Genomic DNA, 11913 nt, shown 5'->3' with positions numbered 1-11913 from the left:
ATGGCAGACTTTTCGCTCGCCGAGCTGGAATCGATCATTCATCAGCGCGCCCATTCCGGCGATCCGGACTCGTGGACGGCGAAACTGTTCGCCAAGGGTATGGACAAGGCGGCGCAGAAGTTCGGCGAGGAGGCTGTGGAGACGGTAATTGCCGCTGTCAGGGCGGACAAAAAAGCCCTCGTTTCGGAAAGCGCCGATCTTGTATATCATTGGCTGGTCGTCCTCGGCATCGCAGGTGTTCCGCTGGACGACGTGCTCAAGGAGCTCGAGGCCCGTACCGGCCGTTCGGGCATCGCCGAAAAGACATCCCGGCCGAAGGCTTGAAAGAGACGGATAGAGCATGATGTCGCCCGAAAACCGCTTCACACTTTTCGGCATCATGCTCTAGAGCGGTTCAGCTTTTCACAGAATCGCTGACCCGCTCTAAATATGTGATTTTACGCAATTCCGGACGGAAAACCGCTACGCACTTTTCCTGGAATTGCTTGGGAGGGCAGGAAACTCGATGGACCAACTTGCTCCTACCGAGAAGTATTCCCCCTATCGATTCTTCTCCGCCGAGCAATGGTCGCAATTCCGCGCCGATACGCCGCTGACGCTGACCGAGGACGAGATCGACCGGCTGCGCTCGCTCAACGACCCGGTCGATCTCGAAGAGGTCAAGCGCATCTATCTGTCGCTGTCGCGGCTGCTGTCGGCGCATGTCGAGGCAAGCCAGTTGCTGTTCCGCCAGCGCCAGGCCTTTTTCAACGCGCAGGACGTCGTCAAGACACCCTTCATCATCGGCATCGCAGGCTCGGTCGCGGTCGGCAAGTCGACCACGGCGCGCGTGCTGAAGGAGCTTCTGGCGCGCTGGCCTTCGAGCCCGAAGGTCGACCTCATCACCACCGACGGCTTCCTGTTGCCGAACGAGATCCTTCGTCGCGAAAATCTGATGGAGCGCAAGGGGTTCCCCGAGAGCTACGACGTCGGCGCGCTGCTCAGGTTCCTGTCCGGCATCAAGTCGGCGCAAAGCAGTGTCCGCGCGCCGGTCTATTCGCACCTGACCTATGACGTCATCCCCGGCGAGTTCGTCACCATCGACCGTCCGGACATATTGATCTTCGAAGGCATCAACGTGCTGCAGCCGGGCAAGCTGCCGAAGGACGGCAAGATCGTGCCGTTCCTGTCCGACTTCTTCGATTTCGCCATCTATATCGATGCCGACGAGAAGCTAATCCATCAATGGTACATCCAGCGCTTCATGCGGCTGCGCGAGACCGCCTTCCGCAATCCGGACTCCTTCTTTCACCGCTATTCGCAGCTTTCGCAGGATGCCGCCCGGGCCATCGCCGAAGGACTCTGGGCCAACATCAACCTGAAGAACCTGCGCGAGAACATCCTGCCGACCAGGGCGCGGGCCGATCTTATCCTGCGCAAGGGCGCCAATCACCTGATCGAGGAAGTGGCGTTGAGGAAGCTTTGATCGAGGCCTGAGAAACAACGGCCTCAATCAAATACGCGCGGCTGGCGCCGGAAGCATGTCCGCCTCGCGGCTTCGCACCCATATCGAGAAAAACATCCAGCCTGCAAGAAACGACGGCACCAGGACGCCGACGTGGAAACCGGCATTGTTGAGGATGTGCGCGAAGAACGCGTAGAGCCAGCAGGCCGCGAGAATGAGACCGGGCGGCCGCGAAACCGAGGTGAACAGCAGGGCGACCGCGACCGTCGCTCCGATCGTGTCGTAGGTATAGCCATAGGGCGTGGCAAGGACTGCGAGAACGGCGGTCAGGACCACCCTTTCACGATGTTCCACCACTCTACGGTCCGGCCACCAGAGCCAGATGACAGCGGCGATGGCGGCAATCGTCGCGATCGCCTGCAGGCCATAAGCGGCTGTGACACCGAAGCCGAGCGCCCGTGCCGTGAAAAACACGGTTATTGCGTTGGCATGATAGTGCTGCGGAAAAGGCGCTTCCATAATCGCGGTCATCAACGGCCGGGTCTGAGTCAGAAATTGTGTCCAGACATCGAAGCCGAAGCACAGGCCGGTCGCCAGGACGATCGCGATCGTGGTCGCGACGGCGGCGACGATGGCTCGCCAATTACCACTGGCGAGCAGGCAGAACGGGACGAGGATGCCAAGATGCGGCTTGATCGTCAGCAGGCCGAACAAAACCCCTGCCAAAACCGGACGTCGAGGCGCCAGGGCCAGGCCTCCGATCAGCAAGGCAGTCGTCAGCGCGCCGTTCTGACCGAAAACCGCGTCCCAGATAACGGCAGGGCTCAAAACAATCGCCAGTTCCGCCGCTCCTCCCAACTTTAGCGGCCGGATTGCCAGCCAGAGGCACACAATGGTTCCAAACGTCCAGATCAGATAGGCGGGCAAGATCGGCAGGGCCGCGAGCGGCGCGCCAATCAGCAGGATGCTCGGCGGATAGCTCCATTCCTGATTTGGAAGATTTGGCGTGAACATGCCGCGTAAGGCTGCCCGGTAGGCATCCACGTCGAAAAGGAGGCCGACATGGGCGTCGAGCGCCATGCGCCCACCGCCCCAGAGATTGCTGAAGTCCCAGTAAGGCAAAGTCTTTGAGAGGCCCGACAGACCATCCGGACCTAGGGTCCACAATTTGCGCAGATAAAGCTCAGCCATGTAGAGCGCGATGATCGCCGCCACGGTGACGACGGCCACGTCAGAGAGGCTTCGGGGCCTGATCCGGCCTGTTTGCGGAGCGGCTTCGGTCATGAGCTTCTTTAGGCCCCGCACCCTTAAGATCGCGTTGCCGCGCACTCAGCGCCGGCTGCCGCGGTTCCTTGCCGAGACCTCCGGGTTAACGGCAACTTAGGCAATGCCCGTTAGTTTTTCCGTCCAACTCCAGCGGGTGTCGGGAGGCAACCGGTGATCGATGCGAGCAATGCCGAAGGCCGCGGGGCCCCGGTCTATTCACTGGTCATTCCGATCTTCAACGAAGAGTCGGTGCTGCCGCTGCTGGTCCGCCGGATCACAGCCTTGATCGACACGCTGGACGCGAGCGCCGAAGCCATCTTCGTCGACGACGGCAGCCGCGACACCAGCGTCATCTTCCTGCGCGGCATGGCCGCGGGGGATCCACGCTTCAAGCTGATCGAGCTGTCGCGCAATTTCGGTCACCAGATTGCGATCACCGCCGGCATGGATGCCGCGGCAGGCGATGCCGTCATCGTCATGGACGCCGACCTGCAAGACCCGCCTGAAGTGGTGCTCGACCTCATTGCCAAATGGAAGGAAGGCTACGAGATCGTCTATGCCCGGCGCGTCAAGCGCGAAGGCGAGTCTCTGCTCAAACGGCTGACAGCCAGCCTGTTCTACCGCGTGCTGGAGCAAATGACCTCCGTCACCATCCCGCGCGATGTCGGCGACTTCCGCCTCGTCGGGCGCAAGGCGCTCGAAACCTTCAAGCGCATGCCGGAACGAGACCGCTTCGTGCGCGGGATGTTCGGCTGGATGGGCTTCAAGCAGGCCGCGGTCGCGTTCGAACGGCCGGTACGGGCAGCCGGCGAAACCAAATACCCGTTCTGGAAGATGGTGCGGCTGGCGGTGCACGGCATCGTCAGCTTTTCCGACAAGCCACTGCGGCTCGCGCTGTGGGCGGGGCTGGCCGTATCAGGCATCGCCGCCCTGCTCGGCGTTTTCGCTGTGTTTTCCTGGCTGTTCGAGACCGGAGTGGTGCAGGGCTGGACGTCGACGGTGGTGATCATCTCCTTCCTGTCGGGCATCAATCTCTTCATGACCGGCGTGATCGGCCTCTATGTCGGCGGCATCCACGCCGAGGTGAAACGGCGGCCACTCTATGTCATCGACCGGCTGACCGGTTTCGAGGAAGCAATCGCGGCAATGAGCGGCGACGACGCGACGAGGGGAAGGCCGCCGGCGTCGCGCGAACGCCGGTTCGGCTGACATGCAACAAACGGCCCGCCGCGAGACGACCTTTGACGGAGCCGAAGATGCGCCCTCCGCCGTTGGACGCTTCATCTCCTGGGCGTTGGGCCGTTCGGAGGCCGCGCGCATCCTGCGGTTCGCGGCGATCGGCGGCTTGTCGACGTCGATCTACGCGGTGCTCACCTTGGCGCTTTGCCATGGCTTCGGCATACCGGTGACAATCGCCGCGATAGCCGGTTACGGCGCCGGCGCTGTGTTCTCCTATTGCGGGCATAGGTTCGTGACGTTCATGTCGGATGGAGCGGTCGGGTTCGAAATCCCCCGCTTCGCCGTCGCCACCGCCATTGGGTTCCTGCTCTCGCTCGCGCTGGCTGCGATCCTTACCGATCTCGCCGGATTTTCGCCCGCGGTGCCGGTGGCGTTGTCCGCCATTCTGGTGCCGGCGCTGAATTTCGTCACTCTTCGAAACTTCGTTTTCGTGGCGGCCAGCCGATGAGCATGTCCGAGCAGGTCGGGATGACGGACGCAAGGCAGGACCATGCAGGCGCCTCCGTCTTACCGGCACGAGCGCTGTATGCAGGGTCTGTCGCTACTTTTGCGATTCTCCTGGCCATCGCAGTTCTTTGGCAGGTGCGGTGGGGAACGATCCCCGACACGAGTTGGCTGATCATCGTCTGCGAGCGGATGCTTTCAGGTGAGCGGCTTTATACACAAGTGCACGAGGTCAATCCCCCGTTCAGCGTATGGCTCTATCTGCCGCCGGTGGCCGCGGCCAGAATTCTCGGCATGGCGCCGGAAATCCTCGTGCAGGCCTGGACTTACCTGGCCGCACTGATCGGCATTTGGTTTTCCGGCGCGATCGTGAAGCGGGCGGGGTTTCTGGAGAAGGCCGCCCTGTTCACGCTGGGTCCTGCCTTCTTCGCGGTGCTGGTTATCTTTCCCGGCAATGTCTTCAGCGAGCGCGAGCACCTAGGCGTTGCGCTGTTCCTGCCGCTGCTGGCGCTCCACGCCTGGCGTGCGCGCAAGGACGCGGAGGCCGAGCCAGGCCTTGGCATTGCGGCACTCGCCGGACTTTGCGGAAGCATCCTGCTGCTGATCAAGCCTTACTATGCTGTCATGGTGCTGGCCTCGGCGTTGCTCGTCGCGGCGCGTCGGCGAAGCCTGAAACCGATCTTCGCGCCGGAGCACTGGGTCATCGGCGGCATTTGCGTCGCCTATCTGGCCGCGGTGATCCTGATCCATCCGGAATTTCTGCGCGACGTCTATCCTCTGCTGGTGGACCTTTACGCAAAAGGCGGCGCCTCCGCGCATGTCATGACCTACTACGGTTGCGCCTGGTTCTTTCTGGCGTATCTCGCGCTATGGGCCTGGCCGGTCGGGCGGTTTCCGGAATTGGCCGCGGTGGCGCTGGCAGCATCGGCAGCCGCGTTGTTGCCGCTGTTCTACCAGGCCAAAGGTTGGCCTTATCACGCCTATCCCGCGCTTTCCCTGGCGGTCGCGGCCAATCTCTGCCTGCTTGCTTTACCCAGGATGAAACGTCGGTCGGCGGGACTGCTCTCCTACCTGGCGGTTCCGCCTCCGTCATTGCTGTCGCTGGCGATCATGGTCGCCTTTGTGCTGAATTGGCCCACCCAGAGGCCAAACAGCGCGGTGGTGGCCACCATTCGCGCGGCGACCTTTGAACCGACCGTTGCCATCATCACCCCGGATCTGGACACCGCGCACCCGCTGAGCCGCATGATCGGCGGGCGATTCGTTTCGGCCGAAGCCCTTGACTGGGTTGGACAGGTTGCAGCGGCCCGGTACCAGCAGACCGTTCTTGACGGTGACACTATCGGCGCGGCGCATTACCAGGCGATCATGACGCGCTACGCCGAAGGCAAGCGACAGGAGTTCGAGCGCCTCCGTCCGGATCTCATCATCACCAAGATCGACGACGGCCCCTGGACGCGCCAACTGGTCGGGCGTTTCGGATTCGACCGCATATTGGCAGGTTATCGCGTGCTCGTCGAATGGGGGCGCCTGCGCGTCTATCTGCGCAACGACTATGTCAGACCCGACCCGCCACCGGCAGGCTGATCTGCCTGTGCCGGCACCGTCACCCGCCGCAGCGTCAGATTGATGCGGCCGCCATTCTTCAGGAGCGCCGACGTCGCGGGATAGATGCGGTCGACGCCGTGGAAGCTCAGGCGCCCTTCGCCGCCGAGCACGACGACGTCGCCGCTCTTCAGCCTGAACGATTTCGTGCCACCGTCGCGTGTGCTCTGGCCGACCCGGAACAAGCAGTCGTCGCCCAGCGAGACCGACACCACGGGCGCAGCGAAATCCTTCTCGTCGCGGTCCTGGTGCAGGCCCATCTTGGCATCCGCCGAATAGAAGTTGACCAGGCAGGCCTCGGGCGGATGCGGGTAGGCCGAGACCTCGCGCCATAATTGCAACAGCGCCTCCGGGATCGGCGGCCAGGGCTCGCCGGTCACCGGATGCGCCGGCTGATAGCGGTAGCCATCCTCCTTGTCGGTCACCCAGCCAAGCGCGCCGCAATTGGTCATGCGCACGCTCATCTCCTTGCCGGTGCGCGGCATGGCCGGCACGTAGAGGGGTGCTGCCTGCACGACGCGCCGGATCTCCTCGACCAGCGCTTCCTGGGCGGGGCGCGCGAGGTAACCCGGCATGTGGCGGACGCCTTTCGGCAAAACGAGCATGGGTCCATCCTGTTGACTGGTCCAAGCATGCCACCGGCAAAAGAAAACGGCGACCCGAAAGCCGCCGTCTCTCTTTCGGGGCGCGGTCCTCAGTCGTTCTCGATCCGACCGCGCAGCTTTTTTACCGTCGATCGACCTGCCTTGCTCTTGAGACGGCGCTCCACGGCGCCTTTGGACGGCCTGGTCTTCTTGCGCGGCGGCGGCGGTGGCTCGGCCGCCTTGGCGACCAGCTCGGTCAAGCGCGCCCGCGCATCGGCGCGGTTCTGCTCCTGGGTGCGGAAGCGGCCGGCCTCGATGACGATGACGCCGTCCTTGGTGGCGCGCTGGCCGGCAAGCTTGATGGCGCGCCCGCGCACGCGCTCGGACAGGCCGGACGCGTTCGCCGCGTCGAAGCGCAGCTGGACGGCGGTGGCCACCTTGTTGACGTTCTGGCCGCCGGGGCCGGACGAGCGGATGAAATCCTCATGCAGGTCACCCGGATGGATGACAGCTTCGCCGGAGATGATGATATCGTCGTCGCTCGCCATGCACGCACTCATGACGCGATGGCGGCAAAAAGAAAAGGGCCCGGCGATAGAGCGGTTCACCGTTTCACGGGAACGTCGAACCACTCTATCTTTTTGTGTTGACGCAATTCCGGACGGAAAACCGCTCCGCAGTTTCCTGGAATTGCTTTGGCCAGGCCCTGGAGGAAAAATATCGGAAGCGGCCGCTATTCAGCCGCTTCCTGCAGCCGCGGCGCGGCGCCGAGGATGGTCGCGTCGACGTGGCGTTCGAATTTCTCGAAATTGACGGCGAACATGTTGACCAGCTTCGTGGCCTGGCGGTCGTAACCGGCCTTGTCCGCCCAGGTCGAGCGCGGGTCGAGAATGGCGCCGTCGACGCCCGGAACCGCGACCGGCACCTCGAAGCCGAAATTGGCGTCGGTGCGGAACTCGGCCGACTTCAGCGAACCGTCTAGCGCGGCACCCAGCAGGGCGCGCGTCACCTTGATCGGCATGCGCCGGCCGGTGCCATAGGCACCCCCGGTCCAGCCGGTGTTGACCAGCCAGCAGTCGACACCGTGGCTGGCGATCAGCTCGCGCAGCAGATTGCCATATTCGGATGGATGGCGCGGCATGAACGGAGCACCGAAGCAGGTCGAGAACGTCGCCTCCGGTTCGGTGACGCCCTTTTCGGTGCCGGCGACCTTGGCGGTATAACCGGACAGGAAGTGGTACATCGCCTGCGCCGGCGTCAGCCTGGCAATCGGCGGCATGACGCCGAAAGCGTCGGCGGTCAGCATGATGATGTTCTTCGGGTGACCCGCGCGGCCGGTCTTCGAGGCATTGGGGATGAAATCCAGCGGGTAGGCGCAGCGCGTGTTTTCGGTAAGGCTGCCGTCGTTGAAATCCGGCACGCGGCCGGCATCGAGCACGACATTCTCCAGCACCGTGCCGAAGCGCTGCGTGGTGGCGAAGATTTCCGGCTCGGCCTCGGCCGAAAGCCTGATCGTCTTGGCGTAGCAGCCGCCCTCGAAATTGAAGATGCCGTGCGGACCCCAGCCATGCTCGTCGTCGCCGATCAGCGTGCGCGATGGATCCGCGGAAAGGGTCGTCTTGCCGGTGCCGGACAGGCCGAAGAAGACGGCCGCGTCGCCGTCCGGCCCTTCATTGGCCGAACAATGCATCGGCATCACGCCTTCTGCCGGCAGCAGATAGTTCAGCATGGTGAACACCGACTTCTTCATTTCGCCGGCATAGGAGGTGCCGCCGATCAGCACGATCTTGCGGGTGAGATCGACCGCGATCACCGTTTCGGTGCGGGTGCCGTGACGTGCCGGATCGGCGCGGAAGGACGGCAGGTCGATGATCGTCATCCGCGGCACGAAGCGCTCGAGCTCCGCGGCTTGCGGTCGGATCAAAAGATTGCGGATGAACAGCGAATGCCAGGCGAATTCGGTGACGACCCGGGTCGGCAGGTTGAGATCGGCGTCGGCGCCGCCGACGAGGTCCTGAACGTAAAGGTCCTTGCCGGTTGCATGGGCCTTGAAATCGGCAAGCAGCGTTTCGAACTGCGCCGGCGAAATCTCCTTGTTGTTGTCCCACCAGACATGCGGGCCGGTCGCCTCGTCGCGCACGACGAACTTGTCCTTCGGCGAACGCCCGGTGTGCTGGCCGGTCTCAGCGACCAGCGCGCCCTGCGCGGTCAATCTCGCCTCGCCGCGCCGGATCGCTTCCTCGTAGAGTTCGGCCGCGCCGAAATTGTAGCGCACCACGCCCGTGGTCTTCAGGCCGATCGCGTCAATAGCGCAGTCGGGGTTGCGTTTGCCGGCTTCCGACATCAAATTTCCTCTCTGGATTTGGCCGCATGTGACGGGTGATTTCCCGGAGCCCCATGCCGGGGTTGCCAGGTTCAGAACCAGAAAAGCCGAATGATATCAAATCATTAATCGATTTAAAAAATTTGAAAGTTGTTTAAATCGTTTATATGTGCAAAAAACCACAGAGGTTGCCCAAAGGATCGGCAGGCTTGCTTCGTCCGATCCGGTACGGGTGCGATGGTGTGTAGCGGCAGGCCGCCCGTGACTTCGGACAGGGCCCGTGCCACATTTTGTACCCAATTTGTCCTGCAAAAGCCCCTTCTCGACGACAGAAGGGACAGCCCATGAGGGAGCCGCTTGAAATGGCAACAATCGCGCTTGTCGACGACGACCGCAACATTCTGACCTCGGTGTCGATCGCGCTCGAGTCCGAGGGCTATCGGGTCGAAACCTACACGGACGGTGCGTCGGCGCTGGAAGGCCTGGCGGCGCGGCCGCCGAACCTCGCCATCCTCGACATCAAGATGCCGCGCATGGACGGCATGGAGCTGTTGCGCCGCATGCGACAGAAGTCGGACCTGCCGGTCATCTTCCTGACCTCGAAGGACGATGAGATCGATGAGTTGTTCGGGCTCAAGATGGGCGCCGACGACTTCATCCGCAAACCGTTCTCGCAGCGCCTGCTGGTCGAGCGCGTGCGCGCGGTGCTGCGCCGGACCAGTGCCCGCGAGGCGGCGGCCAAGGCGCCGAGCCAGCAGGCCCGCTCGCTCGAACGCGGCCAGCTGGTGATGGACCAGGAACGCCATACCTGCACGTGGAAGGGCGAGCCGGTGACGCTGACGGTGACCGAGTTCCTCATCCTGCATTCGCTGGCGCAGCGCCCCGGTGTGGTAAAAAGCCGTGATGCGCTGATGGATTCGGCCTATGATGAGCAGGTCTATGTCGACGACCGCACCATCGACAGCCACATCAAGCGGCTGCGCAAGAAGTTCAAGGCCGTCGACGACGACTTCGAGATGATCGAAACCCTTTACGGAGTCGGATACCGGTTTCGCGAAGCATGAACAGGCAGTAGTGAGTAGGCAGTAGGGAATAGTCGGTAGTCAGTTTTGAATGCTGCGAGCGGCCACTCATGCATAGCCGCGGTCCGCCAACCATTTCTCTATTCCCTACTGCCTACTGCCTACTCACTACTCACTAACTAAGCAGGGCCTGCTATTCGATGGCAGTGGAAGTAGAGCGAGGCAGACGGACGGGCGCGGCAAGGCGTCCGCCGCGGATCGTGCCCGCCTTCGTGTCGAGATTCACGGTGCCGATGCGCCGGTTTCTCGGCCATCACATCTTCTCCAGCCTGACACGGCGCATCCTGTTCCTCAACCTGGCCGGCCTTGCCGTGCTGGTCACCGGCATCCTCTACCTCAACACCTTCCGCGACGGCCTGATCGACGCCCGCGTCGAGAGCCTGATGACGCAGGGCGAGATCATCGCCGGAGCCATCGCGGCCTCGGCAACGGTGGAAACCGATTCGATCAGCATCGATCCGGAAAAACTGCTTGAGCTGCAGGCCGGCGAGAGCCTGGGGCCGGGGTCGGACCAGCTCGACAATCTCGACTTCCCGATCAATCCCGAACGCGTGGCGCCGGTGTTGCGACGACTGATCTCGCCGACGCGCACCCGCGCCCGCATCTACGACCGCGACGCGAACCTGCTGCTCGATTCCCGGCACCTCTACTCGCGCGGCCAGATCCTGCGCTACGACCTGCCGCCCGTCGACGACGAGCAGCCCGGCGTTGTGGAGCGGGTGGAGAAGTTCATCTTCGACTTCTTCCGCAACAAGGACCTGCCCGTCTATCACGAGCAGCCCGGCGGCAATGGCGCGGCCTTCCCGGAAGTGGTCAAGGCGCTGACCGGCGGTCCATCGACCATCGTGCGGGTGAGCGAACAGGGCGAGCAGATCGTCTCCGTCGCGGTGCCGATCCAGCGCTTCCGCGCCGTGCTCGGCGTGCTGATGCTGTCCACCGAAGGCGGCGACATCGACAAGATCGTCGCGGCCGAGCGCAAGGCGATCCTGCGCGTGTTCGGGGTGGCGGCTCTGGTCACCGCGATCCTGTCGATGCTTCTGGCGTCAACCATCGCCAATCCGCTGCGGCGGCTTTCCGCCGCCGCCGTCCGGGTGCGGCGCGGCGTCAAGAGCCGCGAGGAAATCCCGGATTTTTCCGACCGGCAGGACGAGATCGGCAATTTGTCCATTGCCGTGCGCGACATGACCAACGCGCTTTATGCACGCATCGAGGCGATCGAAAGCTTTGCCGCCGACGTGTCGCACGAATTGAAGAACCCGCTGACTTCGCTACGCAGCGCGGTCGAGACGCTGCCCCTGGCGAAGAACGAGAACTCGCGTGGCCGGCTGATGGAAATCATCCAGCACGATGTGAGGCGGCTCGACCGGCTGATCACCGACATCTCGGACGCCTCGCGGCTCGACGCCGAGCTCGCGCGCGAGGATGCGGCAATCGTCGATCTGAAGAAGTTCACGACCGATCTCATCGCGGTCTCGCGCGAAGCCACGCGTAACAAGAAGGCCGTCGAGATCGAGCTCAAGGTCGCCAAGCTGCCGGCCGGCGCCAAAGGCTATTTCGTTGTCGGCCATGACCTGCGGATCGGCCAGGTCATCACCAACCTGATCGAGAACGCGCGCTCCTTCGTGCCCGACGAGCATGGCCACATCACCATTTCGCTGGCGCGCGCCGGCAAATTCAACATCATCACCGTCGACGACAACGGCCCGGGTATCCGGGCGGAGAAGATCGAGCGCATCTTCGAGCGCTTCTACACCGACCGGCCGGCGGGGGAGGCGTTCGGCCAGAACTCCGGCCTCGGGCTGTCGATCAGCCGCCAGATCGTCGAGGCGCATGGCGGCACGCTGACGGCCGAGAACATCCCCGGCACCAAGCCCGGCGAGATCAAGGGCGCGCGCTTCGTAGTGACGCTGCCCGCGGAAGGCTGAT

11 protein-coding genes are annotated in these 11913 nt (G+C 63.2%); 7 read left to right on the top strand and 4 right to left on the bottom strand.

All coding sequences use genetic code 11. The annotated features are described in order from the left end of the window. A complete protein-coding gene (locus RFM98_RS24525) occupies positions 1–324 on the top strand; it encodes a phosphoribosyl-ATP diphosphatase (RefSeq protein ID WP_320311208.1) in 324 nt (107 codons plus the stop codon). Between the two features lie 181 nt (positions 325–505). Then, complete coding sequence (coaA, locus tag RFM98_RS24520) at positions 506–1465, top strand: type I pantothenate kinase (protein ID WP_320214870.1); 960 nt, start codon at positions 506–508, stop codon at positions 1463–1465. A gap of 27 nt (positions 1466–1492) precedes the next feature. On the opposite strand, the gene RFM98_RS24515 is transcribed toward coaA, so the two are convergent. Beyond that, complete coding sequence (locus tag RFM98_RS24515) at positions 1493–2728, bottom strand: glycosyltransferase family 87 protein (protein ID WP_320311207.1); 1236 nt, start codon at positions 2726–2728, stop codon at positions 1493–1495. Positions 2729–2881: 153 nt separating this feature from the next. Between RFM98_RS24515 and RFM98_RS24510 the strand changes: the two genes are divergently transcribed. From RFM98_RS24510 to RFM98_RS24500, 3 genes are read left to right on the top strand one after another with little or no spacing between them, the layout of a single operon-like run. After that, positions 2882–3919, top strand: coding sequence for a glycosyltransferase family 2 protein (locus RFM98_RS24510; RefSeq protein WP_320311206.1), 1038 nt, complete (start codon positions 2882–2884; stop codon positions 3917–3919). A 1-nt stretch (position 3920) separates the two neighbouring features. Further along, positions 3921–4397 (top strand): GtrA family protein, encoded by a 477-nt coding sequence (locus RFM98_RS24505; protein WP_320311205.1) that lies wholly within the window; start codon positions 3921–3923, stop codon positions 4395–4397. Next, positions 4394–5980 carry a hypothetical protein gene (locus tag RFM98_RS24500; RefSeq protein WP_320311204.1) on the top strand — a complete coding sequence of 529 codons (1587 nt, stop codon included), beginning with the start codon at positions 4394–4396 and terminating at the stop codon, positions 5978–5980. Before RFM98_RS24505 ends, RFM98_RS24500 begins: the two co-directional genes overlap by 4 nt. On the opposite strand, the gene RFM98_RS24495 is transcribed toward RFM98_RS24500, so the two are convergent. The 3 genes from RFM98_RS24495 to RFM98_RS24485 all read right to left on the bottom strand — a co-directional run bounded on the left by RFM98_RS24495 (position 5947) and on the right by RFM98_RS24485 (position 8926). Further along, positions 5947–6603 (bottom strand): alpha-ketoglutarate-dependent dioxygenase AlkB, encoded by a 657-nt coding sequence (locus RFM98_RS24495; protein WP_320311203.1) that lies wholly within the window; start codon positions 6601–6603, stop codon positions 5947–5949. The two genes, RFM98_RS24500 and RFM98_RS24495, sit on opposite strands and share 34 nt — an antisense overlap. A gap of 89 nt (positions 6604–6692) precedes the next feature. Continuing rightward, positions 6693–7130, bottom strand: coding sequence for an alternative ribosome rescue aminoacyl-tRNA hydrolase ArfB (gene arfB, locus RFM98_RS24490; protein ID WP_320311202.1), 438 nt, complete (start codon positions 7128–7130; stop codon positions 6693–6695). A 185-nt stretch (positions 7131–7315) separates the two neighbouring features. After that, positions 7316–8926: a phosphoenolpyruvate carboxykinase gene (locus RFM98_RS24485; RefSeq protein WP_320311201.1), complete on the bottom strand. Its 1611-nt coding sequence runs from the start codon at positions 8924–8926 to the stop codon at positions 7316–7318. A 341-nt stretch (positions 8927–9267) separates the two neighbouring features. Here RFM98_RS24485 and RFM98_RS24480 point away from each other — a divergent pair, with 341 nt between their 5' ends. Both RFM98_RS24480 and RFM98_RS24475 read left to right on the top strand, forming a co-directional pair. Continuing rightward, positions 9268–9969: a response regulator transcription factor gene (locus RFM98_RS24480; RefSeq protein WP_006201274.1), complete on the top strand. Its 702-nt coding sequence runs from the start codon at positions 9268–9270 to the stop codon at positions 9967–9969. Positions 9970–10127: 158 nt separating this feature from the next. Continuing rightward, positions 10128–11912 (top strand): sensor histidine kinase, encoded by a 1785-nt coding sequence (locus RFM98_RS24475; RefSeq protein WP_320311200.1) that lies wholly within the window; start codon positions 10128–10130, stop codon positions 11910–11912. Position 11913: the final 1 nt, after the last annotated feature.

This window comes from Mesorhizobium australafricanum, assembly GCF_033977265.1.
GTDB classification, from domain to species: Bacteria; Pseudomonadota; Alphaproteobacteria; order Rhizobiales; family Rhizobiaceae; genus Mesorhizobium; species Mesorhizobium australafricanum.
This window is presented reverse-complemented; position numbering and strand designations above follow the sequence as displayed.